Source organism: Allobosea lupini, assembly GCF_900109525.1.
GTDB classification, from domain to species: Bacteria; Pseudomonadota; Alphaproteobacteria; order Rhizobiales; family Beijerinckiaceae; genus Allobosea; species Allobosea lupini.
Genome location: NZ_FOAN01000002.1, coordinates 341250 through 357500 on the forward strand (window position 1 = coordinate 341250; position 16251 = coordinate 357500).

The 16251-nt window shown below is 67.2% G+C and carries 15 protein-coding genes; 9 read left to right on the forward strand and 6 right to left on the reverse strand.

The window, feature by feature from the left end; all coding sequences use genetic code 11:
* Positions 1 to 163: 163 nt before the first annotated feature.
* Together BMZ21_RS07100 and BMZ21_RS07105 are read left to right on the forward strand one after the other, a co-directional pair.
* Positions 164 to 1093 carry an SMP-30/gluconolactonase/LRE family protein gene (locus BMZ21_RS07100; protein WP_091831290.1) on the forward strand — a complete coding sequence of 310 codons (930 nt, stop codon included), beginning with the start codon at positions 164 to 166 and terminating at the stop codon, positions 1091 to 1093.
* Positions 1094 to 1185: 92 nt separating this feature from the next.
* Positions 1186 to 2775, forward strand: a complete 1590-nt coding sequence (locus BMZ21_RS07105; RefSeq protein WP_091831292.1) for an ABC transporter substrate-binding protein — start codon at positions 1186 to 1188, stop codon at positions 2773 to 2775.
* A 41-nt stretch (positions 2776 to 2816) separates the two neighbouring features.
* Here the strand turns inward: BMZ21_RS07105 and BMZ21_RS07110 are convergent, their stop codons facing one another.
* From BMZ21_RS07110 to BMZ21_RS07125, 4 genes are all read right to left on the reverse strand, one after another.
* Positions 2817 to 3887: an AbrB family transcriptional regulator gene (locus BMZ21_RS07110; RefSeq protein WP_091831294.1), complete on the reverse strand. Its 1071-nt coding sequence runs from the start codon at positions 3885 to 3887 to the stop codon at positions 2817 to 2819.
* Between the two features lie 102 nt (positions 3888 to 3989).
* Positions 3990 to 5180 carry a pyridoxal phosphate-dependent aminotransferase gene (locus BMZ21_RS07115; RefSeq protein WP_091831296.1) on the reverse strand — a complete coding sequence of 397 codons (1191 nt, stop codon included), beginning with the start codon at positions 5178 to 5180 and terminating at the stop codon, positions 3990 to 3992.
* A 152-nt stretch (positions 5181 to 5332) separates the two neighbouring features.
* On the reverse strand, positions 5333 to 5752 hold the full coding sequence (gene mscL, locus BMZ21_RS07120; RefSeq protein ID WP_091831298.1) for a large conductance mechanosensitive channel protein MscL: 420 nt from the start codon (positions 5750 to 5752) through the stop codon (positions 5333 to 5335).
* A 226-nt stretch (positions 5753 to 5978) separates the two neighbouring features.
* Positions 5979 to 6992, reverse strand: a complete 1014-nt coding sequence (locus BMZ21_RS07125; RefSeq protein WP_091831300.1) for a zinc-binding alcohol dehydrogenase family protein — start codon at positions 6990 to 6992, stop codon at positions 5979 to 5981.
* A 96-nt stretch (positions 6993 to 7088) separates the two neighbouring features.
* Here BMZ21_RS07125 and BMZ21_RS07130 point away from each other — a divergent pair, with 96 nt between their 5' ends.
* From BMZ21_RS07130 to BMZ21_RS07140, 3 genes are all read left to right on the forward strand, one after another.
* Positions 7089 to 7445: a winged helix-turn-helix transcriptional regulator gene (locus BMZ21_RS07130; protein WP_091831302.1), complete on the forward strand. Its 357-nt coding sequence runs from the start codon at positions 7089 to 7091 to the stop codon at positions 7443 to 7445.
* Between the two features lie 78 nt (positions 7446 to 7523).
* Positions 7524 to 11099: a PAS domain-containing hybrid sensor histidine kinase/response regulator gene (locus BMZ21_RS07135; protein WP_091831304.1), complete on the forward strand. Its 3576-nt coding sequence runs from the start codon at positions 7524 to 7526 to the stop codon at positions 11097 to 11099.
* Between the two features lie 10 nt (positions 11100 to 11109).
* Positions 11110 to 11580, forward strand: a complete 471-nt coding sequence (locus BMZ21_RS07140) for an HPP family protein (protein WP_091831306.1) — start codon at positions 11110 to 11112, stop codon at positions 11578 to 11580.
* On the opposite strand, the gene BMZ21_RS07145 is transcribed toward BMZ21_RS07140, so the two are convergent.
* On the reverse strand, positions 11542 to 12129 hold the full coding sequence (locus BMZ21_RS07145) for a thioesterase family protein (protein WP_091831307.1): 588 nt from the start codon (positions 12127 to 12129) through the stop codon (positions 11542 to 11544). The two genes, BMZ21_RS07140 and BMZ21_RS07145, sit on opposite strands and share 39 nt — an antisense overlap.
* A gap of 288 nt (positions 12130 to 12417) precedes the next feature.
* On the opposite strand from BMZ21_RS07145, the gene BMZ21_RS07150 reads away from it, so the two are divergent.
* From BMZ21_RS07150 to BMZ21_RS07165, 4 genes are all read left to right on the forward strand, one after another.
* Positions 12418 to 12882 carry an Lrp/AsnC family transcriptional regulator gene (locus BMZ21_RS07150; protein ID WP_193219601.1) on the forward strand — a complete coding sequence of 155 codons (465 nt, stop codon included), beginning with the start codon at positions 12418 to 12420 and terminating at the stop codon, positions 12880 to 12882.
* A gap of 313 nt (positions 12883 to 13195) precedes the next feature.
* Positions 13196 to 13453, forward strand: a complete 258-nt coding sequence (locus BMZ21_RS07155) for an exodeoxyribonuclease VII small subunit (RefSeq protein WP_091831309.1) — start codon at positions 13196 to 13198, stop codon at positions 13451 to 13453.
* Positions 13454 to 13476: 23 nt separating this feature from the next.
* Positions 13477 to 14730, forward strand: a complete 1254-nt coding sequence (locus tag BMZ21_RS07160; RefSeq protein WP_091831311.1) for a YcxB family protein — start codon at positions 13477 to 13479, stop codon at positions 14728 to 14730.
* Entirely contained in the window at positions 14727 to 15296 is a 570-nt protein-coding gene (locus BMZ21_RS07165; protein ID WP_091831313.1) for a hypothetical protein, read from the forward strand. Before BMZ21_RS07160 ends, BMZ21_RS07165 begins: the two co-directional genes overlap by 4 nt.
* Here BMZ21_RS07165 and BMZ21_RS07170 read toward each other — a convergent pair.
* Positions 15280 to 16200 (reverse strand): LysR family transcriptional regulator, encoded by a 921-nt coding sequence (locus tag BMZ21_RS07170; RefSeq protein ID WP_091831315.1) that lies wholly within the window; start codon positions 16198 to 16200, stop codon positions 15280 to 15282. The two genes, BMZ21_RS07165 and BMZ21_RS07170, sit on opposite strands and share 17 nt — an antisense overlap.
* Positions 16201 to 16251 lie beyond the last annotated feature (51 nt).

Below are 16251 nucleotides of genomic sequence, written 5' to 3' on the forward strand. Positions count from 1 at the left end.
CGCGCCTGTCATCTGCGCGAGCCAGCCTGCGTCGGCAGGCCGTCACCTTCGAACGCTCCTAGCCAAGCCCGAGAATGACGCCCGAGCATGCGGGCTGTGTTCCTCACGCGATTGCCTCCACGGCCATGATCGCCGATCCTCCCGCCACCAAGGGAGGACAGGCATGACATTCGGTTTCATCGAGGGTTTTCGCGTCGAGGTGCTCGACCCGCGCTTCCATCGGATCGTGCCCGGCTCGGCCCGGATGGAGCGGCTGTGGACGGGCGCGCGCTGGTCGGAAGGCCCGGCCTGGTTCCCCGCGCACCAGACGCTGGTCTGGTCCGACATCCCCAACAACAGGATGCTGCGCTACGACGCCCTCACCGGTGAGGTCGGCACGTTCCGCCAGCCAGCGCGCAATTCGAACGGCAACACCGTCGACCGGCAGGGCCGGCTCGTCACCTGCGAGCATGGCGGGCGACAGGTGACGCGCACCGAGCATGACGGCTCCGTCACCGTGCTGGCGAGCCACTACCAGGGCAAGCGCCTGAATTCGCCCAACGACGTGGTGGTGAAGTCGGACGGCGCGATCTGGTTCACCGACCCCGATTACGGCATCCTGACCGACTATGAGGGCGACAAGGCGCAGAGCGAGATCGGCCGCTGCAATGTCTACCGCATCGATCCGCACAGCGGCGAGATCGCCATCGTCGCCGATGATTTCGTCAAGCCGAACGGCCTTGCCTTCTCGCCCGACGAAAGCGCGCTCTACATCGCCGACACCGGGGCGAGCCATGATCCGGAGAACGGTCCGCGCCATATCCGCAAGTTCGCGGTAACCGGCGACGGCGCAACGCTAGGCGCTTCCTCGGTCTTCGCCACCTGCACGGCCGGGCTGTTCGACGGATTCCGCTTCGACGTCGAAGGCCGGCTCTGGAGCAGCGCCGCCGACGGTCTCCACGTCTTCGACCCGGACGGCACGCTGATCGGCAAGGTGCTGGTGCCGGAGGTGGTCGCCAATCTCTGCTTCGGCGGCCCGAAGCGGAACCGCCTGTTCATCTGCGGGACCACATCGCTCTATGCGCTGATGACCCACACCAACGGCGTCGGCTGAGCGCTGACGAGGGCCATAGTCGCCCGACCGAAGGTTCCAGATGGCACGGCTTTTGCCGAGATGGCGCACCACTCCTCACACCGGTGCGCGCAATGCTCAAACGCTTGGCGGGGTCCGCCCTCATCGCCCTTTTCCTGACCAGTCCGGCGTTGGCCGAGACGGTCGTCCGCTACGGCATCTCGATGGCGGACATACCGTTGACCTCCGGCCAGCCCGATCGCGGTGCGGGCGCCTATAAATTCACGGGCTATACGCTCTACGATCCGCTGGTCGCCTGGGAGATGAATATCGGCGACCGGCCGGGCAAGCTGGTTCCGGGGCTCGCCACGGGCTGGAAGGTCGATCCTGCCGATCCGACGAAGTGGCTGTTCACGCTGCGCGAGGGCGTGAAATTCCATGACGGCAGCGCCTTCGACGCCGACGCCGTCGTCTGGAATCTCGACAAGGTGCTCGACGAGAAGGCGGCGCATTACGACCGGCGCCAGGCGGCGCAGGTCAAGCCGCGCCTGCCCTCGATCGCGAGCTGGCGCAAGATCGACGCCAAGACGGTCGAGATCACGACCAAGACGGTCGACTCCTTCTTTCCCTACCAGATGCTCTGGTTCCTGGTGTCGAGCCCGGCGCAATACGAGAAGCTCGGCCGGGACTGGGACAAGTTCGCTCGAGAGCCCTCCGGCACGGGCCCGTTCAAGCTGACCCGGTTGGTGCCGCGCGAACTCGCCGAGCTCAGCAAGAACGCGGATTACTGGAACAAGGACCGGCTGGCCAAGGTCGACAAGCTGGTGCTCGTACCGATGCCGGAAGTGCTGGCGCGGACCAATGCTCTGATCGCGGGCCAGGTCGACCTGATCGAGACGCCGGCTCCCGACACCGTGCCGCAGCTGAAGCGGGCCGGCATGCGCATCGTCGAGAACGTCACGCCGCATGTCTGGAACTACCATCTCAGCGTGCTTCCCGGCTCGCCCTGGACCGATATTCGGCTGCGCAAGGCGATGAACCTGGCGATCGACCGCAATGGCGTGGTTGCGCTGATGAACGGCCTCGCCAAGCCTGCCGTCGGCCAGGTCGATCCGGCGAGCCCGTGGTTCGGAAAGCCCGGCTTCGAGATCAAGTACGACCCCGAAGCAGCCAAGAAGTTGCTGGCGGAAGCCGGTTACTCGCCCGCCAAGCCGCTGAAGGCGACCTTCGTGATCGCGCAGGGCGGCACCGGCCAGATGCTGTCGCTGCCCATGAACGAGTTCATCCAGCAGAACCTGAAGGAGGTCGGCATCGAGATCGACTTCAAGGTGGTCGAGCTCGAACTTTTGTACACCCACTGGCGCAAGGGGGCGAAGGACGAGATCAACGCGGGCATCAGCTCGAACAACATCGCCTATGTCACCTCCGATCCGCTCTATGCGATCATCCGGTTCTTCCACTCGAACCAGGCAGCGCCGGTCGGCGTGAACTGGGGTGGCTATGCGAGCCCCGTGGTCGACGGGCTGCTCGACGAGGCGATGAAGACCTTCGACGTCGCCCGGCAGGACGCCTTGCTGGCCAGGGCGCATGCGCAGATCGTCGACGACGCGGTTCTGGTCTGGGTCGTGCACGACACCAACCCGCATGTGCTCTCGCCGAAGATCAAGCAGTTCGTGCTGGCCCAGCACTGGTTCCAGGACCTGACCACGATCAGCCTGGACTGACCCCTGCCCCGGAGCCGGCCTTGGCAGGCTCCGGGCCGCCGCTATGGCGCAGAAGGCTTCTCCGGCTGCACCCAGCCGACGAGGAACGGCATCAGGAGCCCGAGCAGCATGAAGCGTGTAAGGTGATGCGCTCCGACATAGAGCGGGTCGAGCCCCATGGCGAAGGCAAGCATCGCCATCGCCTCGAGCCCGCCCGGTGCGAAGGCGGCCATGGCGCTGGCATAGGGCACGCCGGCGAGCCAGGCCGCCGGCCAGGCGAAGGCGAAAGCCACCGCCATCGAGACGACGAAGCCCCCGATCGCGAGCGGGAACAGCGCCGCGATCTCGCCCCGCTTCAGATTGGAAACGCGCCCGCCCATCGCGGCGCCGAGCATGACCATCACCGCGATCGCGATCTCCGGCGGCATGGTGCCGTGGACGAGGCCGGTGCCGTGCAACAGGGCGCTCGCCAGTGTCGCCCCGAGGATGAAGGGCGCGGTGATACCGATGCGCTCGAAGATCAGCCCGGTGACCAGCCCGCTGCCGAGCAGCAGCGCCAGGTCGCCGACGCTGGCGATCGCGACCGGAGGCGGCAGCGAGAGCGGGGTGCCGCCGCTGCTCAGCTTCATGATGCTGGGCAGCACCGCGACCAGGACGAGGATGCGGAAGAGCTGGATCGCAGCGATGCGGCCGATATTGGCGCCCTTGTCCTGCGCCACCGAGATCACCGCCGAGAGCGCGCCAGGCGCGGCGGCGAGGAGCGAATCGATCCAGCTCCAGCGTGCGACGAAGCGCAGATAGGCGCCGGTCGCCAGCATGATGGCGAGGAGGCCGACAACCAGCACCAAGAGTGAGCCGGGATAACGCGCCGTCGCGGCGAGCGCCTCGGGCGTCGCCGCCGAGCCGATCAGCGCGCCGGACATCACCATGGTCGAATCGAACCAGGGGCGGCGAAGGTCCGGCAGCGGCCGGGTGATGCCGAAGATCGAGACCACCAGCATCGAGCCCGAGAGCCAGGCCGCCGGTACCCCCAGCAAGGTAAAGAGCGTGCCGCCGACCGCCGCACAAGCGATCACCGCCGCTTCACGCGACAAGGTGCGCAGATGATAGGGGACGTAGCTCGGAACAGGCATGAGGCTCGCGATGCGCCGTCAGGACGCATCGGGCATCAATGGAGGCGGCTGACGCTCAGGTCAAACGCCCCTGACGCAAGCGGGGCATGACCGCCGCCGATATCAGCCCGCCAGCGCCTTCTGCAGCCGCGCCACCGCCTCACGGAGATCCGAAGCCTTGCGGGCGAAACAGAAGCGCAGGCCGGTCTCGCCGCCAGGACCGAAAGCGGTGCCCGGTGCCAGGCCGACATTGGCCGTGTCGACCAGCTCGATCGCCAGCTTGCGGGAATCGGTCCAGCCGTCGACGCTGAAGAACTGGTAGAAGGCGCCGTCCGGTGCCTGCAGCTCGACGCGGTTGGTCGCCTTCAGCCCCTCTGCGACGATGCGGCGCCCTTCGGTGGCGCGGGCAATCTGCTGCGCGACAAACGGCTCGCCCTCCTCCAGCGCCGCGATGGCGGCGCGCTGGACGAAGACCGGCGAGCCGGAGGTGGAGTACTGGATCAGGTTCTCGACGATCTGGCCGAAAGCGGGCGGCACCTCGATCCAGCCGACGCGCCAGCCGGTCATCGCCCAGTTCTTCGAGAAGGTCTGGACGAAGAGGATGCGGTCCTCCTGCTCCATCACGTCGTGGAACGAGGCCGCACGGGGCGAACCGTCATAGACGAAGCGGGCATAGATCTCGTCGGCGATGATCCAGATGCCATGTTTGCGAGCGATGGCGAGGATCGCGGCGAGCTCGTCACGGGTCGCGGTCCAGCCGGTCGGGTTGGCCGGCGAGTTGATGACGAAGGCGCGGGTGCGCGGCGAGATCGCCGCTTCGAGCTTCTCAAGGTCGAGCGTGAAGCGCCCATCCTTGAACTGCATGGGAACGCAGACCGGGTTGGCGCCGGCAATGCCCATGGCAGCAGCGAAGTTCGGCCAGGCCGGGGTCGGGATGATGAGTTCGTCGCCGACGCCGGCGATCAGCCGGACCGCGATCTGGACCGACTGCATGCCGGAACCGGTGACGTAGAAGCGGTCCATGGCGAAGGGGCGGCCATAGAGCGCGCTGTGATAGCGTGCCAGCGCCTCGCGCAGCTCCGGAATGCCACGCTGCCAGGTGTAGAAGGTCTCGCCGTCGGCGAGCGACTGGTTGGCGGCGCGGACGATGAAGTCCGGCGTCGGCAGATCACCCTCGCCGACCCAGAGCGGGATCAGCCCTGGCTTGAGCCGGCCGTGATTGACGACCTCGACGATGCCGCTCTCGGGCGCGTTGCGCGCCTCGGGGCGCAAATCGGCGATCAGGCTGGTGCCGGCCGGTGCGTGCATGTTCATGAGCGATCCTTCAGGCGATCCGTCGCGAGAAACATGCAGGCCAATCTAACGCAGATCGCGCCCTGGCGGCATGAATTGACGAGATCGACCCGATCGGTCGCAGTGATGGATCGCGAGGCGTGCCGACGAGCCGGCACCCCTCGAAATGCGCGTCAGGCCTTCTGCTTCAGCAGATCGCGGATCTCGCCGAGCAGGACGACATCCTGCGCCGGGGCCGCCGGCTCGGCCGGAGCAGCGGCGGCTTCCTTGCGCTTGAGCCGGTTGATGCCCTTGACGACCATGAACAGCACGAAGGCGATGATCATGAAATTGACGGCGATGGTGATGAAGCTGCCATAGGCAAGGACGGCGCCCTGCTTCTTGGCATCGGCGAGGACCGGGGAGGTGACGGCGCTGTTGAGCCCGATGAAGTAGTTGGAGAAATCGACGCTGCCGATGGCGCCGATCAGCGGCATGATGATGTCGCCGACGAGCGATTCGACGATCTTGCCGAAGGCAGCGCCGATGATCACGCCGATGGCGAGATCGACGACATTGCCCTTCAGGGCAAACTCCTTGAATTCCTTGATCATGGCGCGCCTTTCCGAATGCCTGGCCAGTCTTCGGCATCACGCTGCGCAATGCCGCCCCCGCGCGCACGCTAGACCAGCGACACTCGTGGTGGAAGCAGGCTTCCGGCCGTTTTCCTCGGCATTTTCTCACGGAAAAGACCGATTCCAGGCTGCAATCATCCAATCTGCGAAGATCGCGCGACGACGAACGTTGCGGCAGCGATCCGGTCCTGCCGCAACGCCTCCCTCAAAAGCCTTCGAGCACGATCTTGCCCTTGGCCTTGCCGCTTTCGAGCAAGGCATGGGCGCGCCTGAGATTGGCCGCATCGATCCGGCCGAAATGCTCGCCGAGCGTGGTCCGGAGCTTGCCGGCATCGACCATGGCGCCGACTTCGTTGAGCAGTTCGTGCTGAGCGATCATGTCGGGGGTGGCGAAGAGCGAGCGCGTGAACATCAGCTCCCAGTGCAGCGAAACGCTCTTGCGCTTCAGCTTCATCACGTCGATCGGCGCGGGATCGTCGATCAGGCCGAAGCGGCCTTGCGGCGCGATCAGTTCGACGATCTCGTCGAAATGCCGGTCGGTCTGCGTGGTCGAGAAGACAAAGGCCGGCGCGCCGATGCCGAGCCCGGCGACCTGAGCGGCCAACGGCCTGGTGTGGTCGACGACGTGGTCGGCGCCGAGCTCCCTGACCCAGTCCTGCGTTTCCGGCCGCGAGGCGGTCGCGATCACCGTGACGCTGCTGAGCCGTTTGGCGAGCTGGATCGCGATCGAGCCGACGCCGCCGGCACCGCCGACGATCAACAACGCGTTCGCAGCACCAGCAACCGGCTTGCGGATGTTGAGCCGGTCGAACAGCGCCTCCCAGGCGGTGATCGCGGTCAGCGGCAGCGCCGCCGCCTCCGCGACCGAGAGCGAGGCCGGCCGGCGTCCGACGATGCGCTCATCGACCAGATGGTATTCGGCATTCGTACCGGAACGGCCGATCGCACCGGCGTAGAAGACCTTGTCACCCGGCTTGAACAGCGTCGCATCCGGGCCGACCGCCTCGACAGTGCCGGCGGCGTCCCAGCCGAGCACCTTCACGCCACCAGCCTCGGGTTGCGAGCGCAGGCGCATCTTGGTGTCGACCGGATTGACCGAGACGGCCTCGACCCTGACGAGCAGGTCGCGGCCGGCCGCCTCCGGCTTGTCGAGTGTGAGGTCGAGCAGCGCCTCGGGATGTTCGATCGGATGGGATGCGCGGTAGCCGACGGCCTTCATCGGAAAATCTCCTGTTGCAGGCCCTGACATACTGTTAGGCTCAGGAGCTGCAATACGCACAAATCGGACCAGTAGTATCACAATGGATACTGTCGGATGTTGAAGACGAAGAAGCGCTACGACTGCGCCGCCGGCTGCCCCGTCGAGGTGACGCTCGACCTGATCGACGGCAAGTGGAAGGGCGTGATCGTCTACCACCTGCTCTCCGGCACGCTGCGCTTCAACGAGATCCGGCGCAAGCTTCCGAGCGCGACGCAGCGCATGCTGACCCGGCAGTTGCGCGAGCTGGAGGAGTGTGGACTCGTCCTGCGGACGGTCTATGCGCAGGTTCCGCCGCGGGTCGATTATGCCCTGACCGAGGAAGGCCGTTCGCTCGAAGAGATCGTCCGCGCCATGCATGCCTGGGGCGAGCGGCGGCTGGAACGGCTGGCGCAGGTCCAGGCAGCCGCCTGAGGACAGGCCGAAAGGCCGATGGCGGCGGCAGCGCCGCGGCGATAGATTTGCCGGCGATCGCCGTTGCAAGGAGGTGGGATGCTCCCGGCCTGGTCCGTCGTCCTGAGCGCGCTCGGCTATCTCTGCGTGCTGTTCGCGATCGCCCATCTCGCGGACACGGCGGGGCGCCGGCTGATGAGCGGCCGGGCGCGGACCACGATCTATGCGCTGGCGCTCGGCGTCTACTGCACCTCCTGGACCTTCTACGGCTCGGTCGGCTTCGCCAACCGGGCCGGTTTCGACTTCCTCGGCATCTATGTCGGCCCGGCGCTGGTGATCGGGCTCGGGCACCGCTTCGTCGCCCGCATCGTCGCCATCGCCAAGTCGCAGAACATCACCTCGATCGCCGACTTCGTCGGCGCCCGCTACGGCAAGAGCGAGCGGGTCGCGGCACTGGTCTGCATCGTCGCGGTGGTCGGCGCCCTGCCCTATATCGCCCTGCAATTGAAGGCGGTGGCGAACTCGCTCTCGGTGTTCTTCGCCGCGGCCGGCGGGCCGCCGCCGATGACCGACATACCGGTGCTGAGCGACCTTGCCTTCCTCGTCGCGCTGGTGCTCGCCGGCTTCGCCTGCGCCTTCGGCACCCGCCATATCGACGCGACCGAGCACCAGGACGGGCTGGTGCTGGCGATCGCGGCGGAGTCGCTGGTCAAGCTCGTCGCGTTCCTCGCGCTCGGCGTCTTCGTCGTCTACGGCCTGTTCGACGGGGCCGGCGATCTTTTTGCCCAGGCGGCCAAGGCCGCGGGCGACAGGCCGCCGATCTGGGAGCGGACATCGAGCTGGCCGATGTTCCTGACGCTGACGGCGCTGTCCTCCTGCGCCGCGCTGCTGCTGGCGCGGCAGTTCCACATGGCGATCGTCGAGAACCGCGACGTCCGCGACGTGCGCCGCGCCGCCTGGATGTTCCCGCTCTACCTCGTGCTGATCAACCTGTTCGTGCTGCCGCTGGCGGCCGCCGGCGAGGTGCTGCTCCCCGGCTCGGGCGTCGACCGCGACATGACGGTGCTGCTGTTGCCGCTGGAGAAGCAGGCCGGCCTGATCGCCCTCTTGGTCTTCATCGGCGGGCTCTCGGCGGGCACCGCGATGGTGATCGTCGCCTCGGTCGCGCTGGCGATCATGATCTCGAACCATCTCGTCACGCCGCTGCTGCTGCGCGGACGCGGCGTCAGCGTCGATCCCGAGCGCGCCGCGGCGCTGATCGAGGGCGGCGAGGGCCGCAGCGGCCCGACCGGCGGCGATCTCGGTTCGCAGGTCGTGCATATCAGGCGGGGCGCGATCGTCGCCGTGATCCTGCTCGGCTATGCCTATTACCGCGCCGCCGGCGAGGCGGCGCTGGTCTCGATCGGCCTGCTCTCCTTCGCCGCCACGGCGCAGATCGCACCGGCCTTCTTCGGCGGGCTGATCTGGCGGCGCGGCACCGCGCTTGGCGCGGCAGCCGGCCTGTCGGCCGGCCTGCTGACATGGCTTTACACGCTGCTGATACCGAGCCTTGCCAATCCGGGCGGCTACTGGGCCGACATCGTCGCGCACGGGCCGCTCGGCATCACCGCCCTGCGGCCGGAGGCGCTGTTCGGCCTGTCGCTGCCGGCCCTGCCGCATGGCGTGCTCTGGAGCCTCGGCATCAACCTGGCCTGCTATCTCGGCTTCTCGATGCTGCGGCCGGCAAGCGCGATGGAGCGGCTGCAGGCCAACGCCTTCGTCGAGTCGGACCGGGCGACCATGGCCCAGTCCTTCTCGCTCTGGCGCTCCAGCGTCACCGAAGCCGAGCTGCAATCGACGATCGGCCGCTATCTCGGCCAGGAACGGACGCAGCGCGCCTTCGAAGGCTTCGCCCATTCGCGCGGCGAGGTGCTGACCGGCACGCGCGAGGCCGACATCCACATGCTGCGCTTCGGCGAGCACCTGCTCTCCTCCGCGATCGGTGCAGCCTCCTCCCGCCTCGTGCTGTCGCTGCTGCTGAAGCGGCGCAATCTCTCGACAGAGGCCGCCTTCAAGCTGCTGGACGACGCTTCGGCGGCGCTTCAATACAATCGCGATATCCTCCAGAACGGTCTCGACCATGCCGGCCAGGGCATCACCGTGCTCGACCGCGACCTCAGGCTGCTCGCCTGGAACAAGGCGTTCATCCAGCTCTACGACCTGCCGCCCTCGCTGGTGCGCTTCGGCACGGGGCTCGACGAGATCGTGCGCTACAACGCCCAACGCGGCGCCTATGGCGCCGGCCGGCACGACGAATTGATGGCGGCGCGGCTGGAGAGCTTCGTCAACGACCGCGAACCGGTCCGCCTCAAGCTCTACCCGTCGAAGAATGTCATCGAGATCCGCTCGAACCCGCTGCCGGATGGCGGCATCGTCACGACCTATACCGACATCACCGATGCGGTCGCGGCCGAGGAGGAGCTGGAGCGGACCAACGAGACCCTGGAAAAGCGCGTCGCCGAGCGCACCGAGGAGATCAGGCACGTCAACACCGAATTGCAGCGCGCCAAGGCCGAGGCCGACGAGGCCAACGCCTCGAAGACGCGCTTCCTCGCCGCCGCCAGCCACGACATCCTGCAGCCTCTGAACGCCGCGCGGCTTTACGCATCCGCCCTCGTCGAGCGCGATCGCAGCAGTGCGCAGCCCGATCTCGCGGAGAACATCGACGCCTCGCTCGACGCGGTCGAGGAGATCCTGACCGCCCTGCTCGAGATATCGAGACTCGACGGCGGCGCGCTCAAGCCGGAGATCAGCGCCTTCCGCCTCGACGAATTGATGCGCCAGCTCCAGCGCGAGTTCGAGCCGAGCGCTCAGGAGAAGGGGCTCCAGCTCGTCTTCGTGACGACCGCTGCGACCGTCCGCTCCGATCGGCGCCTGTTGCGCCGCCTGCTGCAGAACCTCGTCTCGAACGCGATCAAATACACGCCGAATGGCAAGGTGCTGGTCGGCTGCCGCCGGCGCGACGGGCAAGTCTCGATCGAGGTGCTCGATACGGGGCTCGGCATCCCCGCGAGCAAACAGAAGACCGTGTTCCGCGAGTTCCAGCGCCTCGACCAGGGCGCAAAGGTGGCGCGCGGCCTCGGCCTCGGCCTCTCGATCGTCGAGCGGATCGCGCGCACCCTTGACCACAAGCTCGCTCTCGCCTCGACGCCCGGGCGCGGCACACGCTTCTCGATCCTGGTGCCGCGGGCCGCACCGCTGCCGGCGATGGCGACGGCGTCGGCTGCGCGCGGCACCCCGTCCAGCAGCCAACTCGCGGGCCTCAAGCTGCTCGCCATCGACAACGAGCCGACGATTCTCGACGGCATGCGCCTGCTGCTCGGCGGCTGGGGCTGCAAGGTCGAGACCGCAGGCGGTCTCGACGAAGCCTCGGCGCTCATCGCCACGACCGGCGCGCCGGATGTGCTGATCGCCGACTACCATCTCGACCATGGCGAAAACGGGATCGCAGTGATCTCGGCGCTGCGACAAAGCGTCGGCGGGCTGCCGGCGATCCTGTTGACGGCGGACCGCTCGCCGGAGGTGCGCGAGGAGGCGGCAGCGCTCGACATCCATGTGCTGAACAAGCCGCTCAAGCCAGGCGCGCTGCGGGCGCTGCTGGCGCAATGGCGCGCGACAAGGCTGGCGGCGGAGTGATCTGACAGCGATGGAATCCCTTCTCACCGCTCTGCGGCGCACGCTGCCCTTCGGCTTGCTGGCGGGCGCCGGGACGACCCTTGCCATCGCTGCGATGGAACAGGCTGCCGCCATGGCCGGGCGGCCGCTCGGTCTCATTCCTTTCGTCACATCGATCGTGTTGGTGCTGTCGCTGCCGGACGCGGCGCCGGCCAGACCTCGCGCCCTGATCGGCGGACACCTCGTCGCCAGCCTGGCAGGCTACGCCGTGCTATCGGTGGCAGGGCATTCGAGCCTTGCTATCGCCATTTCCGTCGGCCTCTCCGCCTTCCTGATGCACGTCACCCGGACGATGCATCCACCGGCGGGCATCGATCCCCTGCTGATCGTCGACCAGCAGCTCGGCTTCGACTTCCTTGTGCTCGTCGTCCTGCCTGGCGCGCTGGCGCTGGCGGCCTTCGCCTCACTCTGGCACAGGCTCGGCCGGCGTCTGTCCGGTTGAGCCCCCGGCCTGCCGCAGCGCCTCCTCGGCCGCAAGGAAGGCGGCAACCTCCGGGCTCGGCTCCGGGCTTTGGGCAGTGACGCCCATCTCGGCGAAGAGGCGCTCGGCCGGCACATAGGCTCTGCCCTTGCGGTCGTAGAGCGCCGCCCGCACGAGCGCGACCGCGGCGACGATCTCGCTGCCGTCGCGCCCGTCCGCCAGGACACGGTGCTGGATCACGACCCAGCCCTCGCTCCAGCAGAGCAATCGCGTCTCCAGCCGGAGGGCGCGAAACAGGCGAACCTCGCGGCGGAAACGGATCGTGCCGCAATTGACCACCGGCACCCAGCCATGGCGCAGGACCGCGCGCCACAGGCCGCTGCGCAACATCAGGTCCGTGCGGCCGAGATCCATCAGCCCCCAATAGCGCGCATTGTTCATATGCAGGCTGGTATCGAGATCATGGGGCCAGACCCGGAAAGGCAGGATCGAGGCCTCGAAGGGCGGTTTCAGCTTCGGCTGGAAGGGCCGCGTCAGCAGCAGCCAGATCAGGCGGAACCAGAGATTCATGACGGCGTCCCGGATAGAATAGTTCAGTTGTAAACTATTTTGCCGCCACGGCCAGACCCGCCATTCCAGTGGTTTCGAACGCGCCGCATCACCGCGATCCAGGCAGGAAAAATGCGAATGCTGCGCCGCACGATCCTGCGGCTTCAGACGCCGCGACAGCGCCGCCATGCGGATTTGGCGAGATCACGCGCAAGATCATGCTTGCCAACTGCGCTTTTTGCGCAGAAGCATCTGCGCTTTCCGGTGACCGCGTCAGACGGTACCGGCCCACGGGACGACGCTCCAGCGATGCAGATCGAACTCGATTCCCGCGACAAGACGATCCTGCGCATCCTCCAGAAGGATGGCCGGATCACCAATTCGGACCTCGCCGACAAGGTCCACCTCTCGCCCTCCGCCTGCCTGCGCCGCGTGCGCCAGCTCGAGGAGAGCGGGCTGATCCGCGGCTATGTGATGATGCTCGACGAGCGCATCGCCGGCTTCCCCGGCACCGCCTTCGTCTTCGTCACGCTCGACCAGCAGGGCCGCGCCTCGCTGGAGAGCTTCGAGAAGGCGGTGCAGGACCTGCCGGAGATCCTCGAATGCCATCTGCTCGCCGGCGCGCATGATTACCTGATGCGGGTGATCTATCGCGACAGCGCCGATTTCGAGCGCATCCACACCGACATTATCACGCAATTGCCCGGCGTTACCCGGGTGCAGTCGACGCTGACGCTGCGCACGATCAAGAAGACCTCGGCCCTGCCGATGTGAGGCAAAATGATGCGCAGGTTTTCAGGGGGCAGGCTTCGATATCCATGACGCGGTCATCCCGGACGGAGCGAAGCGCAGATCCGGGACCCATTCCTGAGCCTCACCGATAAAAGTTCCGGAATGGGTCCCGGGTCTCCCTGCGGTCGCCCGGGACGACCTGCGCTTCTTTAGCAGTCGAAGAGCCCTTCGAATCGTTGCGTTCATTTGCGGTGACGCTCTGAGGAGCGATGACGGCCTTGGCGGTTGCTGCCCCGAAAGGGTTGCGGGAGCAGGCATCACAGTCGATAACGAGCCCCCAACAGGAATCGCGCCCGTGACCGACGCCAAGACCAATGCCGATGTCGCCGGCCTGCCCTTCGAGGCGGCCCTGAAGGAGCTGGAAGCCATCGTCGCCCGGCTCGAACGCGGCGACGTCGCGCTGGAAGAATCGATCGACATCTACACTCGCGGCGAAGCGCTGAAGGCGCGCTGCGATACGCTGCTGAAGCAGGCTGAAGCCCGAATCGAGAAGATCACGCTTGGCGCCGACGGCAAGCCGACCGGCACCCAGCCGCTCGACGTCGGGAACTAGGAGCGCAGCTGGCGCGCCGCGAGATGCGGACTACGCCCTCCGTAGCGAGCAGGCCGCTCACGGCCCCGCCGCCGTTCGAGCTTGCGATCTCGCTGACCGGCGAGGACCGCGTCGCAGCCGCGATGCATCTCTACCGCGACCTGATCGCGACGCGGCGCCGCAACGTCCTGATCATCACCGGCATCGCGCTGCTCCTGATCGTCCTCGGGCAGCTCTCGACCTCCTGGGGTGGGAGCGGCCGCGGCGACTACGCCCTGATGGGCCGCAATTTCCTCGACGCACTGCTCGGTCCGACCGGTATCCTCCTGGCGATTTTCGCCCTGGCGGGCGTCATGGCCTACGCGTTCTTCGGCCTTTCCACGCGCCGTCGCCTGCGGCGCTGGTATCGGAACGAGGGCCTCACGACCGCGACGCCTTGCAGCTATGGCTTTCATGAAGCCGGCCTCGACAGCAGCGAGCCGCACCATCGCAGCCATATCCCGGCCTGCCGCCTGCGCCAGCTGGCCGAAGGTCCCGAGCACTTCTTCATCGAGATCGAAGGGGTCGACGATCTCGTCGCGCTGCCGAGGCGAGACCTGTCGGCCGAACAGCAGGCGCATCTTCGGGACTGGGGCGGGTTCTTCATCGGCCAGGCGGAGCCTTCGGATACCGACGCAGCGGAGCAATCGGCAAAGGAACCGGCCGACGAAGCGCCTCTCGATCTGCGCTTTCGCCTGACGCCCGAGGATCGCACGGCGATGGCCCTCCGCCAGCAGGAGCGGTTCTGGCCGCGCAGCCGCCTGCTGCGCCGGACGGCATTCGGCCTCGTCTTCGCGCTGCTGCTGGTGCCGGCGGTCATGCTGTTGCTGTGGAGCATCGATCCCGATCGCGTGCCCTTCGAATTCGCCCTGCCGCTTTTCGCCGAGATGGCGGTGAAGACGTTCTGGCCGATCACGGCCGGGCTCTGCGGCCTGGTCCTGGTCGGCCATGTCGCGACGCCTTTGTTCATGCGCCTCAATGCCAAAAGCCTCGGCAAGACCCTGCATCGACGGGCCAGCGACGATGAGGTCCGGGTCCTGATCTCGCCGGAGAGTATCAGGAGCCGGCAACGCGGCATCGAGAGCTGTTATGACTGGGCGGCGTTCACGGGCATCGAGCGGCGCGGCGACCACATCTTCGTCGTTCTGCGCCGCGGCGATCCACTGCTGCTGCCGGCGCGCGTCCTCAATTCCGACCAGATGCAGCTCTTCGATCGGCTGGCGGCCACGCATATCGGCCGCGCCGGAGGCACTGCATGACCGGAAGCCGCGATATTGCGCTTTGCATCGCCCTGCTGGGCAGCGCGCTGCTGGCCAGCCCCGCGAGCGCAGAGCCCCTGCCACTGCCGGATGGCCTGATGCTCGACCTGCCGCAGGGTTGGCGGATCGACGGCACCGCCGAAGGCGAGACCGGCAAGGATGGGCGCACCCGCGTCCAGCTCGTGTGCGAGGCGGAGGCCTGCAAGCGCACGCAGGAGACCTGCACGATCCTGATGCGGCCTCAGCCCGTCGAGGGCGCCGATGACGCCGCCCGGCTCGCCTCGCTCTATGCTGCACCGATGGACCGCTATTTCCGCATCCGCGCGGTCTTGCGCAGCACGAGCAAGGATGCGCAGGTGCTGCAGCCACTCGGGCGCGTATCACTCGGGACGCGCGACTGGTGGATGATCGAGACCGACGCCCGCCACAACTACAAGTCCGGGCTGTTCGCCGAGACGGTGATCGACGGGCGCTATCTCGGCGTGATCTGCAAGACCTGCGAGACCGGTAGCGAGCGTCACCAGGCCGGCCGCGCCATCATGACGAGCATCAGGCCGGCGGACTGACCGCAGCGGCTTCGCCGAGCACGGCTTCGATCAGTCGAGCAATGTGCTGCACGGCCGGATCACGCTCGCTGCGCCGATGCCAGGCAAGATGCAGCGGAAAGCCCTCGACTGGGACCGGCGGCTCGAAGATGACGAAGCGATCGGCCTCCTCCGGCGGCAAGATTCGGCTCGGCAGCAGCGCGATCAGCTCGGAGCCCAACAGCAAGGGCGGCACGCTGAGGAAACTCGGCACCACCAGGCCGATCTGGCGCGTGCGATCGAGCCGGGCGAGCGCCTCGTCGAGCGGGCCATGCGTCTCACCGCGGCCGGACACCAGCACATGCGGAAAGGCTAGCCAGCGGTCGAGATCAAAGCCGGCTGCCGCCGGATGATCCCGGCGCATCGCCACGACATAACGCTCGCGCAACAGCCCCCGGCGGGTGAAATCGGCGTCGATCGTCGGGAAGACCGAAATGGCGAGGTCGGCCCGCCCCTGCGCCAGGGCCTCCAGAGTCGCCGGCGCACCCTGCCAGGGCAGGATGGCGAGGGTCAGGCCCGGTGCGGTCTGTCTCAACCGCTCATAGACGCGGCCCGTCACCAGAGCCGGCGGCAATTCGGCCATCATGACCCGGACGGTCCGCACCAAGCTCTTGAGGTCGGGCTCGGGCGCGTCAAGTAGCGCGCTTACCTGTCCGAGAATATCGCGCAAGGGCTGCTGCAGGGCCTGCGCCTTCGCGGTCAGGCGCATCCGCCCCCTGCCCCGCAGCAACAGCGGATCGCCAAAGAGATGGCGGCAGCGTTCGAGGGCGCTGGAGGCAGCCGGTTGCGAGAGGCCGACCCGCTCGGCGGCGCGCGAGACATGCGCCTCGTCGAGCAAGGCGTCGAGGATGACGAGCAGGTTGAGATCGATCGCCCGTAAATTCATGATATCGATAATATGATATATCGATCATCCGTTGGAGTAATTTCTTGGTCA